13 protein-coding genes and 2 riboswitches are annotated in these 16,081 nt (G+C 49.5%); of the genes, 8 read left to right on the top strand and 5 right to left on the bottom strand.

The genetic code is table 11. The annotated features are described in order from the left end of the window. Positions 1-18: 18 nt before the first annotated feature. A complete protein-coding gene (gcvT, locus tag J3491_RS02320) occupies positions 19-1,203 on the bottom strand; it encodes a glycine cleavage system aminomethyltransferase GcvT (RefSeq protein WP_100749237.1) in 1,185 nt (394 codons plus the stop codon). Positions 1,204-1,381: 178 nt separating this feature from the next. Beyond that, positions 1,382-1,539: riboswitch (glycine riboswitch) on the bottom strand. A 50-nt stretch (positions 1,540-1,589) separates the two neighbouring features. Further along, a riboswitch (glycine riboswitch) is annotated at positions 1,590-1,768 on the bottom strand. 248 nt (positions 1,769-2,016) lie between these two features. Between gcvT and J3491_RS02315 the strand changes: the two genes are divergently transcribed. The 5 genes from J3491_RS02315 to J3491_RS02295 all read left to right on the top strand — a co-directional run bounded on the left by J3491_RS02315 (position 2,017) and on the right by J3491_RS02295 (position 7,245). Further along, positions 2,017-2,337: a YcgL domain-containing protein gene (locus J3491_RS02315; protein WP_075101107.1), complete on the top strand. Its 321-nt coding sequence runs from the start codon at positions 2,017-2,019 to the stop codon at positions 2,335-2,337. Positions 2,338-2,580: 243 nt separating this feature from the next. Then, complete coding sequence (locus tag J3491_RS02310) at positions 2,581-3,231, top strand: hypothetical protein (RefSeq protein WP_075101108.1); 651 nt, start codon at positions 2,581-2,583, stop codon at positions 3,229-3,231. A 277-nt stretch (positions 3,232-3,508) separates the two neighbouring features. Beyond that, a complete protein-coding gene (locus J3491_RS02305) occupies positions 3,509-4,363 on the top strand; it encodes an AAA family ATPase (protein ID WP_207969121.1) in 855 nt (284 codons plus the stop codon). A gap of 92 nt (positions 4,364-4,455) precedes the next feature. Then, the gene (locus J3491_RS02300; RefSeq protein ID WP_207969077.1) at positions 4,456-5,679 is read left to right on the top strand and encodes a vWA domain-containing protein; all 1,224 of its coding nucleotides are present in this window, start codon (positions 4,456-4,458) and stop codon (positions 5,677-5,679) included. A gap of 357 nt (positions 5,680-6,036) precedes the next feature. After that, a complete protein-coding gene (locus J3491_RS02295; protein ID WP_207969076.1) occupies positions 6,037-7,245 on the top strand; it encodes a globin domain-containing protein in 1,209 nt (402 codons plus the stop codon). A gap of 188 nt (positions 7,246-7,433) precedes the next feature. Here the strand turns inward: J3491_RS02295 and J3491_RS02290 are convergent, their stop codons facing one another. The 3 genes from J3491_RS02290 to J3491_RS02280 form a co-directional block, all read right to left on the bottom strand. Next, on the bottom strand, positions 7,434-8,246 hold the full coding sequence (locus tag J3491_RS02290; protein ID WP_207969075.1) for a phosphodiester glycosidase family protein: 813 nt from the start codon (positions 8,244-8,246) through the stop codon (positions 7,434-7,436). Between the two features lie 57 nt (positions 8,247-8,303). After that, a complete protein-coding gene (locus J3491_RS02285; RefSeq protein WP_207969074.1) occupies positions 8,304-10,106 on the bottom strand; it encodes an FMN-binding glutamate synthase family protein in 1,803 nt (600 codons plus the stop codon). 254 nt (positions 10,107-10,360) lie between these two features. Further along, entirely contained in the window at positions 10,361-11,188 is an 828-nt protein-coding gene (locus tag J3491_RS02280) for an IclR family transcriptional regulator (protein WP_207969073.1), read from the bottom strand. A gap of 188 nt (positions 11,189-11,376) precedes the next feature. On the opposite strand from J3491_RS02280, the gene J3491_RS02275 reads away from it, so the two are divergent. The 3 genes from J3491_RS02275 (at position 11,377) to J3491_RS02265 (ending at position 15,047) form a co-directional block, all read left to right on the top strand. Beyond that, positions 11,377-12,561, top strand: coding sequence for an acyl-CoA dehydrogenase (locus tag J3491_RS02275; RefSeq protein ID WP_207969072.1), 1,185 nt, complete (start codon positions 11,377-11,379; stop codon positions 12,559-12,561). 182 nt (positions 12,562-12,743) lie between these two features. Further along, positions 12,744-13,943, top strand: a complete 1,200-nt coding sequence (locus tag J3491_RS02270; RefSeq protein ID WP_424108338.1) for a CaiB/BaiF CoA transferase family protein — start codon at positions 12,744-12,746, stop codon at positions 13,941-13,943. Between the two features lie 42 nt (positions 13,944-13,985). Next, complete coding sequence (locus J3491_RS02265) at positions 13,986-15,047, top strand: histone deacetylase family protein (protein ID WP_100749242.1); 1,062 nt, start codon at positions 13,986-13,988, stop codon at positions 15,045-15,047. Positions 15,048-15,146: 99 nt separating this feature from the next. Here the strand turns inward: J3491_RS02265 and J3491_RS02260 are convergent, their stop codons facing one another. Then, entirely contained in the window at positions 15,147-15,911 is a 765-nt protein-coding gene (locus tag J3491_RS02260) for an IclR family transcriptional regulator (protein WP_100749368.1), read from the bottom strand. Between the last annotated feature and the right edge of the window lie 170 nt (positions 15,912-16,081).

Below are 16,081 nucleotides of genomic sequence, written 5' to 3'. Positions count from 1 at the left end.
TAAAATTTATCAGCGATATCAGTCAAACTGCTGTTTGCCGTTACGGACAAAAGGGAGTTTTACGACGCGCACATCGACGAACTTGCCTTTGCCGCGCAGGTCGACCTGTACGCTATCTTCATCTGATAAACTGGCAGGCACGCGTGCAATTGCGATCGAGTTTTTTAGGCTAGGGGAGAAGGTACCGCTGGTGATGATACCGGTTTGCTCATTGTCTGTGCCTTGGTTGATGGTCACGGTCATGCCCTCACGCAAGACGCCGCGGGTGGTCAGTAGTAAGCCGACTTGTTTCATGGCGGTGTTGTCATCTTTTGCTTGTTGACGCTTACTGACTAAGGCATCACGACCGATAAAGTCGCGCTCATCTTTTAGCGCCAGCGTCCAGCCCATGTTGCACTCATACGGGCTGGTTTCTTCGTCCATGTCGTGACCGTAAAGGTTCATGCCCGCTTCCATACGCAAGGTATCACGCGCGCCAAGGCCAGCAGGTTTAACGCCATTAGCTTTTAATTGCTCAAAGAATGCTGGCGCATCATCACCATGCATGATGACCTCGACGCCATCCTCGCCTGTATAACCGGTACGAGCGACAAACCAATCTGCGCCTTCGATATCGGTCAAATCAGCGCCGACAAAAGGCTTTAGGCCTGCTAACACATCAGCCCAGCCTGGTTTTGCTTGTGTAAGTTTTTCGACCGCATTGGGGCCTTGTACGGCAATCATGGCCAGCTCTGGGCGCTCGGTGATGCTGATGTCAAAACCTGCTGCGACTTTGTGAAACTGTGCCATGTCTTTATCACGGGTGGCCGCGTTTGAGACGATGCGATATTCGGTCGCGTCTTCATTCATTAGGTAGACGATTAGGTCGTCGATGATGCCGCCTTGCTCATTGAGCATGCCTGAATACAGCGCTTTGCCGACGGTTTTTAGTTTGGCGACATCATTGGCCAGTAGCTTTTGTAGCCATGCTTTGGCATCTACGCCTTTGATATCGGCGACGACCATGTGCGATACGTCAAACATACCGGCATCGGTACGTACCGCTTCGTGCTCTTCGATTTGTGAGCCATAATGGATGGGCAGCTCCCAACCAGAAAAATCCACCAGCTTGCCATCGCTATCGACGTGAGACTGATAAAGGGGCGTGCGTTTGGGGGCTGCGGTGTTTGTGTTTGGAGTGCTGGTATTGTGAGTATCGGTCATAACAAATCCTTATGGAGCATCAGCCGCATTTGATAATCAGTCGTAACTTATCAAAGTAGCAGGGCAGAGGTGCATTATCATAGTGAGTAGCAATCTTGCAGGGCGCAAGTATCGCAACCAAGGGTGGTACAAAAAATAGAGCAATCAGCCAAACAGACGCCAAACGTCGGTTTAAGCAAAAGCCCTATCTGTCCTGTCACCTGAGATTTTCAATACGGCACATCGTCGTGGTCTCTAAAGCCTTTGCTTTACTCTTGCCATCGCGATGCTGTCGCATTTTCTCCCCTTCGGTGGGTAAGGCGTCGTCCGTCCTTACCGCTCTCCAGATTTGTTATGCCTTATGTTTGTAGGCCACGCGTTAGGTGTCGCCGCAAAACAATCATGACATGTGTTTTTCAGTCCTTTTACCTGAGCGATTGGCAGGGTAGATGCGCCTTCGGTGGTCTGTGGATAATGCTCAATAGGACATTACCATGATGGGCGGATACGTATCGTTGCCGGTCTTTTATTTCAATGACCTGATAGTAGATAGGTATGCCTGCAGACTCTCTCCTGAAAAACGCTTTTATTATGAAAGGTTCACCGCCCTTTTACAAGTCATCTGCGCCATTAAAGTCGATAATTTTGGCAAAAAGTCTTTTTTGCCGCAGCGATTGTCAGTAGTAAGGCATGATGACAGCGCTATATCGGTGTTTGTCCTCTTGAGTGCGTCGTCAGTTTTTAGCCGGTTTACCATAGCAGAACGTAAAGCGACTACTGATGTTTGCCCGAAATATGCTAACCTATGGCGATAGATTCTGATAGGTTGTTTTTATGCATTGCGATATTTATAAATTTCCCAAACATGATGATATGTACATCTACATTGCGCGTCCTGATTATCCAGATGATACTGATGAGATTAAAGACTGGCTGGGGGTATTGCCCAAGGAGTTTCGTGCGGGGCTAGGGCGCAGTCAGTTTGTCATGCATCTGGATTTGGCCGCCACCCCGAAGCTGGCTCGCGTCGATAAAGAAGAGGTGCTGGCAAAGCTCCAAGCACAAGGGTACTTTGTACAATTGCCGCCGCAAGATGTCATGCGCCGCCAAGCAGAGCTACGCGCCCGCGAAGCACAAGATAGTATTTATGACTGATGGCATTCAAAGCTAATGGCACTTAAGGCTAAAGGCATGCAAGACTCAGACGCGTGTCTTTGCCTTTATCGTGTCGATTGAGGACACATCCTAGGAAGTCGTGATAAACTGATCTTCTGTTAAGTGCACATGTCTATTATATATTTTGTCATATTGAGGACACGCCCTAGTACGGCAAAACTTACCCAATACCACTAGACGCTGCTGGCGCTACTGGTGATAAACGCAGGTAATAAAACACGCATGGACTGGTTAAAAAACATATTGCATCGCTTACCGCTTGAGAGTATCAGTGATATCTTAGGAGAGATTGCTATTTGGTGGGGACAGCTGGTAAAAGATGTCCCACCCGCCGATCTGCCCATGTATGCCTATCTTGGGGGAACGGTGATCGTGCTGGTATTATGGCTGCTGGTGGCGCGCATGTTGCCGCGTCCACTCGGCGGTATGAGCTGGATGGTATTGTTTGCCGTATTGCTCGCGCCCGGTACCGCGCTCGATGATCCTAGTGAGATTGCCCCTGCTAGCATCAGTGTGGTGTATGCGGTGATGATGAAAGACTACGCAGGTGCCATTGCCAATATGTTGCCCATTATGGTGGTGCTGGTGGTGGGCTTGTTTGTTGGGTTTGTCTGGCAGCTGATACGCGGTGCTTTTGAGTCGAGCCTAGACAAAGCACGGAGCCGCACCGCAGCCGATACGCAGGCGACCATGCAGCTGACCGCAGGCAATTATCTGGCCGAAAACGCTGAGGTAACTGAGCATGCGAAGGCTCATGATCACGCACCAGTAACTGAGACTGACAAAACGCTGGATCTCAAAAAGCGCGGTGCCAAAAATGAGGGCATACTGTCTAAACAGGCCAATCCCAACGATACGATAGACAAAGGGTAAGAAGCTGGGCGTCAATAGCGGCGTGGTTTAATTTGCTCGATAACTATAAGCTCGATAACTATAAACTTAATGACTGTAAAAAAGACACCATGTGTGTCTTTTTTTTATGGCTAATCATTATGCGCCATATTTAGGGCGTAAGAAGCCCTGATCGGAAGGATGACGAACGCATGAGTATTTTGGCAATCCATCAGCCTATGCTACTCTAATTTGTGAGTGCTATTTTATAAAATGCTTTATTGATAACGATAACTGAGACTTTACTATGACGACCAAGATGGACAAGACCAACCATACCTTTACCGGCACGCAAAGCTATATCGCCACCGATGATTTACAACTGGCAGTCAATGCAGCGATGACACTACAAAAACCGCTACTGATCAAAGGTGAGCCTGGCACTGGTAAAACACTGCTGGCCGAAGAGGTGGCGCAGAGTTTGGGGATGCCGCTGATTACTTGGCATATCAAGTCAACCACCAAAGCTGAGCAAGGGCTGTATGAGTATGATGCGGTGTCACGCTTGCGCGACTCGCAGCTCGGTGACGACAAGGTGTATGAGATTGGCAATTATATCAAACCCGGTAAGCTTTGGGAGGCTTTTACCAGTCAAGAGCGCAGTGTTCTATTGATTGATGAGATCGACAAAGCCGATATCGAGTTCCCCAATGACTTGCTGCATGAGCTTGATAAAATGTCGTTTTATGTTTATGAGACAGGCGAGACCATCACCGCCGAGCAGCGCCCAGTGGTGATCATCACCTCAAACAACGAAAAAGAGCTGCCCGATGCATTTTTGCGCCGCTGCTTTTTTCACTACATCGACTTCCCTGATGAGCATACCATGCGTCAAATCATTGAGGTGCATTTCCCCAATATCCAAGAAAAACTGGTCAATGATGCGCTGGATATCTTTTATAAGCTGCGCAATATCCAAGGCCTTAAAAAACCACCATCAACGTCGGAATTGGTCGATTGGCTTACCTTATTGCTTGCCGATGATATGGCACAACAAGAGCTAGAAGAAAACTTGCGCGGTGAAAAATCGATCCCGCCGCTATACGGCGCGCTACTCAAAAACGAAGCGGATGTGAGCTTGTTGCAGCGTTTTGCCAACATGATGCGTCGTTAGGCGTATCGACTGACAGCGTTGTCTGGTGTCATATCGCTGTCAGCATGATGGTGCCAATCAAACCTTATCAGCCAATAAGTGATGCGTATTTTATGTTTATCAAATTATTCTACACCCTGCGGACTTACGGCGTGCCAGTCAGCACGCGCGAGCTGCTCGATCTAAACGCTGCGCTCGAGCAGGGGCTGATGATGCAGCCACATCCTGAAAACCCAGCACTGTCTACCTTTGCCAGTCGCGAGGATATGTACCGACTGATTCGCCTCTGTATGGTCAAAGATGAGCGTCATTTTGATAAATTTGACCGCGCCATGGCCGATTATTTTGAGGGTATCGACAGCTTAGATATCGATGAGCTGATGAACAAGCTGACAGATATCCCAAAAGAGTGGCTCGATCTCAAGCTAGATCCCAAAAATTTGACCGAAGCGCAGCGGCGTTTGCTCAAAAAATACGGCTCGCTTGAGGAGTTGATGAAGGCGCTTGAGGAGCGTCTAAAGGAGCAAAAAGAGCGTCATCAGGGCGGAAGCAAATGGGTCGGTACTGGCGGCACCTCACCGTTTGGCGCTTATGGTGATCATCCTGAAGGGGTGCGCGTCGGCGGTGAGTCGCGTAAACGCAGTGCGGTCAAAGTCTGGGAGCAGCGCAAATATCGTAACCTCGATGATGACAATCAGCTGGGCACGCGCCAGATTCAGATGGCGCTACGCAACCTGCGCCAGTTTGCCCGTACTGGTAGCGCCGATGAGCTCGATATCCATGAGACCATCAAGCGCACGGCCAAAAAAGGCGTGCTCGATATTCATATGCAAGCTGAACGCCGCAATCGCGTTAAAGTATTGATGCTGTTCGATGTCGGCGGTAGTATGGACGTCCATGTCGAGGCGCTAGAAAAACTGTTTTCGGCAGCAAAAAATGAATTTAAGACCTTAGAGTTTTTTTATTTTCATAACTGTCTGTATGACTACGTCTGGAAGGACAATAACCGTCGGCACAGTGCCCCGATGCCGACTTTTGAGCTGCTCAATACCTATGGCCGTGAGTATCGCGTCATCTTTGTCGGCGATGCGTCGATGTCACCCTATGAGCTGTTTTCGGTAGGCGGTAGCGTCGAGTATATGAATAACGAAGCGGGGGTGGTATGGCTAAAACGTGTACTTGAGCACTTTGATAAAGTGGCGTGGCTCAACCCAGAAAACCCCGCGTACTGGCAATATACTCAGACCATCGGTGAAATCAAAAAGCTATTTGAGCATAAAATGTATCCGATGACGCTGCATGGGGTTGAAGAAATGACCGACTATATGGCGCGTTAATTTTATAGTAGGGTGTTGATATATATGGTTTTTTCAAGATAGTGAGCGGCTTTCAATGCTGATATTTGTCTTTATAAATCATTAGTATAGCTGGAATTAGTGTTTTTTCATAAGCAGTCATTGATATCATCATGGCTGCTTTTTTTGCTTAAAAAACGGCTGAATAGCGATAGCGCATTGGTATACGTAATGAAATGTGTTAACATTCATTTAAAATGAATCTTATAAAGTGTGTCAGCTAACTATTTAAGTCAAGCAATTTAAGTCAAGCAATCTTTAATCACTTTATAAATACTTATGAAATGACTTATTTATCAGTAGCAACCTTTTTATATAGCAATCACTAAGAGAGTTATCATGGCTTCACCAAAAACCCTAGAAATCGTCACCGCCACCGTACCTGTACTCGAAGAGCACGGCACCGCCATCACCACGGTGTTTTATAAAAACATGTTTGCTGAGCATCCTGAGCTGCTGGATATCTTTAATGAGACCAATCAAAAGCTTGGGCGTCAGCAGACGGCGCTGGCGATGACGGTGCTGGCGGCAGCAAAGCATCTGGACAAGCTGGCAACGCTACTGCCGCAAGTCACCCAAATCAGCCATAAGCATCGCGCTCTGCAGATTTTACCTGAGCATTATCCTATCGTTGGCAAGCATCTCATCGGCGCGATAAAAGAAGTGCTGGGTGAGGCGGCAACAGATGAGATTATCCATGCTTGGACAGAGGCTTATGATGAGATTGCTTCGGTGTTTATCCAAATCGAGCAAGGCATGTATGAATCTGCGCTGTGGCAAGGCTTTGCGCCATTTACCGTAACACAAAAGACCGCGGTGGCGACGGATATTGCTGCCTTTACCGCGGTGCCCAGCAACGAGTATAAAGACGGCCATACGGCAAACCATCAAGCGATTGATTTGCATAAAATGCGTTTGAGTGCTGGACAATACATCACTGTAAACACAGACCCCAAAGACAGCAATCACACCGCTTTGCGTCACTATTCTCTGTACTCAGCAAATACCGAAGAGGGCATCAAGTTTGCGGTCAGACGCGACAATCGCAACGCGCATCATGGCTTGGTCTCAAACCATCTGCATGACCACATAAACGTCGGTGATACGATTTTGTTATCTGCCCCTGCTGGCGACTTTGTGCTGGAGCAACACCTGATGACCCAAAACGAGGTGCCACTGGTACTGATGAGCGCAGGCGTAGGGGTGACGCCTGTACTGGCTATGTTGGAGGCGCAGATTATGGCCAATCCAAAGCGGCCGATCATCTGGGTATATGCCTGTCAAAACAAAGCCCATCACGCCTTTGCAGACAAGGTCGAGGCACTGCTAGCAAAAGCTGAAACGGTAGAGAGGCATGTTTTTTACTTTGAGTCAGGACAGCTATTGGACGCTGCATGGCTTGCCAACCTACCTAAGCCTGCGGACATTTATGTCTGTGGCTCAATGCCATTTATGGAGAGTATGATCGATGGGCTCATGGCGCTCGATCATGGCGTGGATAGTGTACATTATGAGCCATTTGGCCCCAAAATGAGTTTGGGTAGCTAAGCTTGCATCGACTTTTCCCAGTGGCGGCTTGATCAATAAAATGTTAACGCCCAGCGCAGTCATGGGCGTGTCACATAAAAAAGCACCTAAATACTTTTATTATTTAGGTGCTTTTTTGCGGTTATATTTTAGGACGTGTCCTTATTTAGATGGCTAGCGATTGAATTGAGGACACGCCCTAATAGGGTCTAGTCAGAGCTGTCGACCAGTCCAATCATCACGCCCATCTGTTTTTTATCATGCCGATCGATGCTGGGCGCGTATAGGGCCGAGGCCACGCCGCCATCCAAAAACAAGGCATTCGGGCAGCCCAAGTATTCCTTAAATAAAGTCGCAAATTGATAAAAGGTCACAGGCTCGTCGCTATGGACAAACCGAATGCGACCATCATGACAAACGCCAGCCCCGTTTCTGATTTTAGCGGATTGGCTTTCGGGGTTAAACTTTGGGTGTATCTGATCATGAATCACCAGCATCGGCCCTGATTGAGTGGCATACCATGGCTGTACTTGCCCGCCGTTTAGCTGCTCGCTGAATGCTTGAGATTCTGTGATCTGCACCTTGCCGTCACGCTCCCACCACAGTACACCATTGGGCAATAAATGAAAATTGCCACCGCCTGACTTTAGGTTTAAAGCGCGCTTTTCTACCCCTTCGATGACAGTATAGCCAATAGGGGCAAAGCGCTCATTATACATGCCAGCATTCATGGCAAAGCTGAGAGTCTGGCCGGCTGGTAGCGCCGCCAACAACTCATCAAAGCTAAGTAAAGGCTGCGTACTATCAGGCTGTTGCCAAAATAACTGTAGCACCTGCCGCTTATCACCCAGCGCTGACGCCTCAATCGCACAGGCGCTATAAGCAAATGGCGCCTGCTGTATCTGACAGGCCCACTGCGATGAGTCGCTAGCAGCGTCAGTGGCCGTAGGGGAGCAGGCGCTGAGGCTCAGCGCGAGTAGGGCCACGCTTGCTAGCGTGGCGAGTGAGGTGGCGCTTGGCATCAGTCGGCGGCCTTTATTTGTGAGTACAGAACACCGCCGGTCAGCGATGATACGCGGCTAGTCATGATCAGGCGGTAAGTCGCGAAAGGTATTGTTGACATTACCGATGAGCATGCCGCCATCGATGATGTCCTCGGCGATAGCCGTGGTTTTTTCAGTTGGCGCATTGGTCTCTTTGCCTTTATCACGCGAGTCTTTGTTATAAGCGATAAGGGCATCGTTGTTGGCCAAGAAGCTATCAGGATTGGCCATCACCCACATCTGATTAAAGACATCGGCACGCGCACTTTGTTCTAGCAACGCGCCTTGGTCAGCAAAGTAAAAGAACTTTGAGAGAAGTTTGATTTGACCATCATCGAGGCGGCGCGCGATATGATACGGCTGCAATTGACTTGGGTGCTGCAGACCCACTGCGCCGACGATACTGGCTAGGGATTTGAGGGTGTTTTTATGGAAGTTTGCCACGCGCTCAGCTTTGCTCGGCACATCCAGCGCTTTTTGACGATAAGGGTCTTGCGTTGCCACGCCGACAGGGCAAGTATTGGTATGGCATGAGCGCGACTGAATACAGCCAACCGCAAACATAAAGCCACGGGCAGAGTTACACCAGTCAGCACCAAGGGCAATCATACGGGCAATATCAAATCCTGAGACGATCTTGCCACTGACACCGAGCTTGATTTTGTCACGGATGCCTGCACCGACCAAGGTATTATGCACCAACAAAAATCCTTCGACCATGGGCATGCCGACGTTGTCCATAAACTCAACAGGTGCGGCACCTGTCCCGCCTTCTGCGCCATCGATGACAATAAAATCAGGATAGTTGTCGGTTTCGATCATGGCTTTGACAATCGCCATAAACTGCCAAGGCTGACCCACGCAGAGCTTAAAGCCAACTGGCTTGCCGCCCGATAGCTCACGCAGCTGCTGCCAAAATGCGACCAGCTCACGCGGCGTGCTAAACGCGCTATGTGATGAAGGCGATACGCAGTCTTGACCCATGGGTACTTGGCGGGTTTGGGCTATCTCTGCGGTGATTTTTTCGCTTGGTAAGACGCCGCCTTTACCCGGCTTGGCACCTTGTGAGAGTTTAATTTCGATCATTTTTACTTGGGGATCGACGGCTTTTTCGGCAAAAGACTGTGGGTCAAAGTTGCCATGGTCATCACGGCAGCCAAAATACCCCGTGCCAATCTCCCAAATCAAGTCGCCGCCAAACTTACGGTGATAAGGGCTGATGGCACCTTCTCCAGTATCATGGGTAAACCCGCCCATCTTGGCACCTTGGTTAAGTGCCATGGTGGCGTTGGCAGACAAGCTACCAAAACTCATCGCCGAGATATTAAATACCGACATATCGTGTGGCTGCTGACAGCGCTCGCCGCCCACGATGATACGGAAGTCTTTGTTTTCTAAAGGTTGGCTGACCGCTGATTGCAAAAACCACTCTTTGCCTTGCGTATATAGATTGTCCAAAGTACCAAAAGCATTGGTATCGCTGACGTTTTTGGCGCGTTGATACACAAGGGCGCGCTGCTGACGCGAAAACGGCACTTGTTCTTTGTCGTCTTCTAACAAATACTGACGAATCTCAGGACGAAAATCCTCTAGCACATAGCGAACGTGACCTGCCACAGGGTAATTGCTCAAGATAGAGTGCTTGGACTGAATCAAATCATAAACGCCAAGTGCCACGCCAAAACCACCAAAAAATATGAGCCACCAGTTGACTAGTAATACCCCCGCCAAAAAAATCAAAATGGCAGCGCCAAAGGTGCTATAGCGCAGCAGCAAGCCCATCAAATAAGGTGAGCTGGTCTTGGGTTCTGGGTTCAAATTGGTACGAGATTGGGGCATAACGACACTCAACAGTGATACATAGATATTAAAAAAAGCGATAACAATTCACAGAGATGGCCGACAAAAAACCACTCTGTTATTATCATCGCTATTAGATGTAGATAAAGCGCTCAAACTGCTCGCTTATATTATGCGCCTATGATATCACTGCTGGGTGTTAATTGGGTAACAGAGTGCTAATAACTGGCAGTTAACTGGCAGTTTAATGCGTATCTTTTTTTGGGTGCGCATGTGAACCAATCCTTTGCGTCTCACTCGCCGCGGCCGATCTTGAGCGCCAGTGCTTGTAGTTTTGGTACGATCATCTTTGCATACTCATCAGCATCCCAGTTGGCTCTGGGTACGCTAGCATTTAGTGAATAAGCGTATCGCCCAGTAGCGACGTCAAATACCCCAACCGCGACCGCCAATATATCGGTAGAAAACTCTCCGTCAGATAATGTATAGCCGTGCGCATCATAATGTGCCACAGCGGCATCCAGCGCCGTTTGTGCGTGCTGATAGTCTGTGTCAGACAAATGCGCGTGTAGGTTGTCTTTGATGACAGCTTGCCGAGCTTTGGTGCTGACGGCATAAAACGCGCGTCCAATCGCCGTACGAGCCACAGGCACGGCAGAGCCGACTTGTAGATTGACAGACAGGCGGGCAGGGCTACGACAGCAAGCGTGATAGCGCATCTCCCCTTCGACTTCGGTGGCCAGATTCACCGATACTTCATTGCTACTGGCAAACTGTCGTAGCAGCGGCTCGGCGGTCGCCACCATATCGTGACGACTCCATGCCGTTGCACTCAGGCGCACGGCACTACTGCCTAGCTCATACTGTCCGTGCTCTGTCGTGCGCAAAAACCCAAGGGTGAGAAGCGTATGGATCAGGCGAGTCACCGTGGCTTTTGGTAGATGAGTCATCTGACAAATCTCCTGATGGCTCAGCTGCTCGTGCTGCTCAAATGCGGCCAGTAGTATCAGCCCGCGGCCAAGCGCGGTGACAAATTGACGGTCATTGTCGTCTTTGCTTTGGGTGAGAGCGTTACTCATACGCGTCAGTAAAGAGGGGGCGGCTGTTAAAGAATTAGACATTTTTGCCTCATTTTTTTGATAAAGGTTTACAGCGTGACAAAATTTTGCTTAAATAGTTTATATTATGAAACTAAGTTTCGCATAGCGGAATTGAAAAGTCAATAATTGGTTGAGTCCGGTTATCAGCGTTATTACCATCCATTTATTATTACTCATCGATCAGGACGATCGATATCAAGGAGACCCACATGGCAACATCTACGCGTCCAAGTTTTGATTGGCAAGATCCGTTTTTATTGCGTGACCAGCTCACTGACGAAGAACGTATGGTGACAGACAGTGCGCGTCAGTTTTTTCAAAAAGAGCTGATGCCAAATATCATCGACGCCAACCGCAATGAGCATTTTGACCGCAACATCATGCGCCAGATGGGCGAGATGGGGCTGCTAGGTGTCACCATCGAAGGCTATGGCTGTGCAGGTCTGTCGAGCGTCGCTTATGGTTTGATTGCCAAGGAAGTAGAGGCGGTGGACTCAGGCTACCGCTCGGCGATGAGTGTACAGTCAAGCCTTGTCATGCATCCTATCCATGCGTATGGCACAGAGGAGCAAAGAGAAAAATATCTACCAAAACTGGCAACGGGCGAGTATGTCGGCTGCTTTGGTTTGACCGAGCCGGATTCAGGCTCAGACCCTGCGTCTATGTCGACGCGAGCGCGTGCGGTTGAGGGCGGCTATGAGCTGACCGGCAATAAAATGTGGATCACCAACAGCCCCATTGCCGATGTGTTTGTCGTTTGGGCAAAAGACGATGCAGGCGATATTCGTGGCTTTATCTTAGACAAAGGCATGAAAGGCTTATCAGCACCAAAGATCGAAGGCAAGTTCTCACTACGTGCTTCAGTGACAGGCGAGATTGTCATGGATAAGGTGTTTGTCCCTGAAGCCAATGCTTTCCCAGATATCCGCGGACTCAAAGGGCCTTTCGGCTGCTTAAACAAAGCCCGTTATGGTATCGCATGGGGCTCGATGGGCGCAGCTGATTTTTGCTGGCAAGCGGCGCGTCAGTACACGCTAGATCGTAAGCAGTTTGGCCGTCCACTGGCCGCAACGCAGTTGGTGCAGCTCAAACTTGCCAATATGCAAACAGAGATCGCTCTTGGTTTGCAAGCGGCACTGCGCGTTGGCCGTTTGATGGATGAAGACAACGCTGCCCCTGAGATGATTTCACTGATCAAGCGCAATAACTGCGGTAAAGCGCTAGACATCGCTCGTGTGGCACGTGACATGCATGGCGGCAATGGTATCTCTGATGAGTTCCATATCATTCGCCACGTCATGAACCTAGAGGCGGTCAACACCTACGAAGGCACGCACGATATCCACGCCTTAATCTTGGGGCGTGCGCAAACAGGCTTGCAAGCGTTTTATTAATCAGTACCGCTGATCTTATGTATGTTACTGCTTGGCCTAGTGCTTGCTGAGCAGTGGCGTACATTTTTTAGTTGCGATGCGTCATTTGTTTATCTGGAGCGATAGGTCATGAGATGACGCATCACAATTGTATGTATATAAAAAATAGCGTATACGCGCACACCAAATGATAAGGGATGATTATGACTGAGATGGCAAAAGGGGCATTGCACGGTATCAAGGTGCTCGATTTATCAAGAGTATTGGCAGGTCCTTCTTGTACGCAGGTACTTGCGGATTTGGGTGCTGAGGTCATCAAGGTCGAGCGTCCCAATGTCGGTGATGAGACACGGCACTGGGCACCGCCTAAGTTCAGCGACGGCACATCAGCCTACTACGCCACCATCAATCGCAACAAAAAATCCCTAACCGTAGATATCACCACCGCTGCTGGTCAAACCATCATCAAGCAGTTGGCTGCTGACAGCGATATTGTTGTCGAAAACTTTAAGGTAGGCGGCCTAAAAAAGTACGGCTTAGATTATGACAGTCTCAAGCAGGGCAATCCGCGCTTGATTTATGCATCCTTGACAGGATTTGGGCAGACAGGCCCTGATGCCAAGCGTCCAGGTTATGACTATATCATTCAAGGGCTATCAGGGCTGATGAGCATCACAGGGCCAAGTGATGGCGAGCCGCACAAAGTCGGGGTGGCGGTGGTGGATCTGTTTGCAGGACTGCAGCTGACCATTGGTATCCAAGCGGCACTACTGGCGCGTCAGCGTACCGGTCTTGGCCAGCATGTCGATGTGGCCCTGTTAGACAGCGCCTTAGCCATGCTGGCAAACGTCGGCATGAATCATTTGGCGTCGAACCAAATACCACCAAGGCTCGGCAACCAGCACCCCAATATCGTCCCCTATCAAGTGTTTGCGGGGGCAGGCGATGCACACTTTATCTTGGCGTGTGGTAACGACAGTCAGTTTGCCAAGCTCTGCGCGCTACTCGGTGTGGATTGGCATACAGATAGCCGCTATATGACCAACCCTGCCCGTGTGACGCACCGTGACGAGCTATGTGAGGCGCTGGCTGAGAAGTTTGCACAGCAGCCGCGCGCATATTGGTTGGCGGCTTTGGAGCAGGCAGGCATTCCTTGTGGGGCGATCCATAATATCAGCGAAGCCCTAGCCATGCCGCAAGCGCTGGCCCGCGAGATGGTGGTCGATTTTAGCAAGCAAGGCAGTCCGGTGCGCGCGCTTGGTAGCCCGATCAAGCTGTCGGCCTCGCCGGTCAGTTATCGTACGCCGCCGCCGCGCCTGAGCGAACATACCGATAGTACGCTTGCAGAGTTGGGCTATGACAGCGAGATGATCGCCAAGCTAAAAGCTGATGGCATTATATAACCGCAATATCGAACAATCGTGTTAAACAAAGGAGTGTTGAGCATGAAAATATATAGCCACGAAAACCTGAGCCTGCATCGGCCCTTGCCGTATTTTTCTTATGGGCAGATGCACGAGCCGCTAGAGATACCAGAGCGGATGACTGAGCTGCTAAAAGCGCCAGCCGCATTAGGGCTTGAGGTGACCACCGCTACCGATATCGGTATCGGCCCTATTTTGGCCGTGCATGACTTCGGTTATGTTGAGTTTCTCAAACATGGCTATGAGGAGTGGCTGGCAGTAGAGGAGGATCTGGGCGCGCAGGTGCAAACGGGTGTGTTTGTGCCTTATGACAACCCAGGGATCGGTATCATGGCCAAAGCCGCCAAATACCAGGCCGACGATAGCGCGCCCATCAGTGAGCATTCTTGGACGTCTATCTATTGGTCGGCGCAGACGGCCCTCAATGCCGCTGAGGCCTTACTCAATCAAGATACAACACATGATAGACATAACACAACGCACGCGGACAATCATATCCAGCTTTGCTTTTCGCGGCCGCCTGGTCATCATGCTCGTAAGAGCGCAGCGGGTGGGTTTTGTTATCTAAATAACGCCGCCATCATCGCCGAGTACCTACGGCAAAAATACGAAAAAATCGCCATTATAGACACCGACATGCATCACGGTCAGGGTATCCAAGAGATATTTTATGATCGTAGTGATGTGCTCTATACCTCTGTCCACGGTAGCCCCATCAATTTTTATCCAGCGGTCACCGGCCACGAGTTTGAAAAGGGGCGGGGCGCAGGCTATGGCTACAATATCAATTTTCCCATGGCGCATGGCACCGATGAAGCGGGGTTTTTTGCCTATGTGGATAAGGCCATCGACACCGTGACGCTATACGACCCTGATGTCATCGTCCATGTGCTGGGGTTTGATGTGTACAAAGACGACCCAGAGGCCAGATGCGCGGTGAGTACCGAAGGTTTTACGCGATTGGCAAAAAAGATGGTCGCTTTAGGCAAACCGCTGATTGTCTTGGTCGAGGGCGGTTATTACTTACCAAAACTCAATGATAATTTACAAGCGTTTTTGTCAGGGCTGATGCTAAAGGACTGACAGTAAATAAAAGAGTAAATGGATAAGGCAAAGAGGCAGGCAGGTATTGGTAGCGTAAATATCGCCGTAGCAGTATTTGCGCCAAACGCAAACGAGGGTTTATGGCTCTGCTTTAAAGCCCAAACGCTGCTCAATCTGTTCGGCCAGCTCAATCAGCACGGTACTGACGTCAGCGCGCTTGGATTCGTACTCTGCTTGCAAAAAACTAACCGCCATGCCAGCGATAGCATGGCCTGAGGCGTTACGGATATAGGTGCCAAGACAATACATGCCCTCACGCAGTTGCCCATCATCAAGTGAGATGCGGCTGTCTTTGATGGCGGACAGCTCGGTCGACAAATCGGTAAAGTTATCGACGCCATGCGGCGTGATAGGTTTAGGAAAGCCGCTGGCATAGATGGATTGGATGCTGTCCATCGACAAGGTGGAGAGCATGGCTTTGCCTGTGGCCGAAAATACTGCAGGCACGCGAACACCCGCGCGAAAAGTAAAACCAAGCGGCGCAGGGGATTCATGACAAGCCAAAAACACCACTTCTCCCAAATCAAGCTTGGACAACGTCACGGTATGCTGGAGCAAGATGGGGTAATGTACGATAAGGTCTTTGAATAACTGAATAACGCCTTGCTGCTGCTCGTATTTGCCCGCCCAGTACATCAGATATGAGCCTAAATGAAAGCGGTTGTCGCTGTCTTTATAGATGACGTGCTTGGCCAGCAAGCTTTGCAGGATATTGTGAGTGGAGCTGCGCGGTAGATCCAGCGCCTTAGCAATATGAGCGGCCGTCAGTGGCTGGCTGCTATCGGTGATCAAATCTAGTATTTGAAAGGTTTTGTCCAAGGCAGGGACGGCGGCTGTGCTCATAAGTAACCTATAAAAGTCAGTAAAATGAAGGTGATAAAAAAATAACGCCATAAATTATCATGAAAATGATAATAGGGGTTGCAAATGGTTGGGCATCGTTCTTATAATGATGTCTCATATATAGAATGATTGTTCAGTATATTGAACAATAAATCGGTTATCAATCATTA

The organism is Psychrobacter halodurans, assembly GCF_017498075.1.
Lineage (GTDB): Bacteria > Pseudomonadota > Gammaproteobacteria > Pseudomonadales > Moraxellaceae > Psychrobacter > Psychrobacter celer.
The sequence above is the reverse complement of the archived record's forward strand: the minus strand, read 5'-3'. Positions and strand labels throughout refer to the sequence as shown.

Excerpts from the sequence above, each read along its gene's own strand:
- gcvT (WP_100749237.1), bottom strand. The coding sequence starts at position 1,203 with ATGACCGATACTCACAATACCAGCACTCCAAACACAAACACCGCAGCC.
- J3491_RS02315 (WP_075101107.1), top strand. The coding sequence starts at position 2,017 with ATGCATTGCGATATTTATAAATTTCCCAAACATGATGATATGTACATC.
- J3491_RS02310 (WP_075101108.1), top strand. The coding sequence starts at position 2,581 with ATGGACTGGTTAAAAAACATATTGCATCGCTTACCGCTTGAGAGTATC.
- J3491_RS02305 (WP_207969121.1), top strand. The coding sequence starts at position 3,509 with ATGGACAAGACCAACCATACCTTTACCGGCACGCAAAGCTATATCGCC.
- J3491_RS02300 (WP_207969077.1), top strand. The coding sequence starts at position 4,456 with ATGTTTATCAAATTATTCTACACCCTGCGGACTTACGGCGTGCCAGTC.
- J3491_RS02295 (WP_207969076.1), top strand. The coding sequence starts at position 6,037 with ATGGCTTCACCAAAAACCCTAGAAATCGTCACCGCCACCGTACCTGTA.
- J3491_RS02290 (WP_207969075.1), bottom strand. The coding sequence starts at position 8,246 with ATGCCAAGCGCCACCTCACTCGCCACGCTAGCAAGCGTGGCCCTACTC.
- J3491_RS02285 (WP_207969074.1), bottom strand. The coding sequence starts at position 10,106 with ATGCCCCAATCTCGTACCAATTTGAACCCAGAACCCAAGACCAGCTCA.
- J3491_RS02280 (WP_207969073.1), bottom strand. The coding sequence starts at position 11,188 with ATGTCTAATTCTTTAACAGCCGCCCCCTCTTTACTGACGCGTATGAGT.
- J3491_RS02275 (WP_207969072.1), top strand. The coding sequence starts at position 11,377 with ATGGCAACATCTACGCGTCCAAGTTTTGATTGGCAAGATCCGTTTTTA.
- J3491_RS02270 (WP_424108338.1), top strand. The coding sequence starts at position 12,744 with ATGACTGAGATGGCAAAAGGGGCATTGCACGGTATCAAGGTGCTCGAT.
- J3491_RS02265 (WP_100749242.1), top strand. The coding sequence starts at position 13,986 with ATGAAAATATATAGCCACGAAAACCTGAGCCTGCATCGGCCCTTGCCG.
- J3491_RS02260 (WP_100749368.1), bottom strand. The coding sequence starts at position 15,911 with ATGAGCACAGCCGCCGTCCCTGCCTTGGACAAAACCTTTCAAATACTA.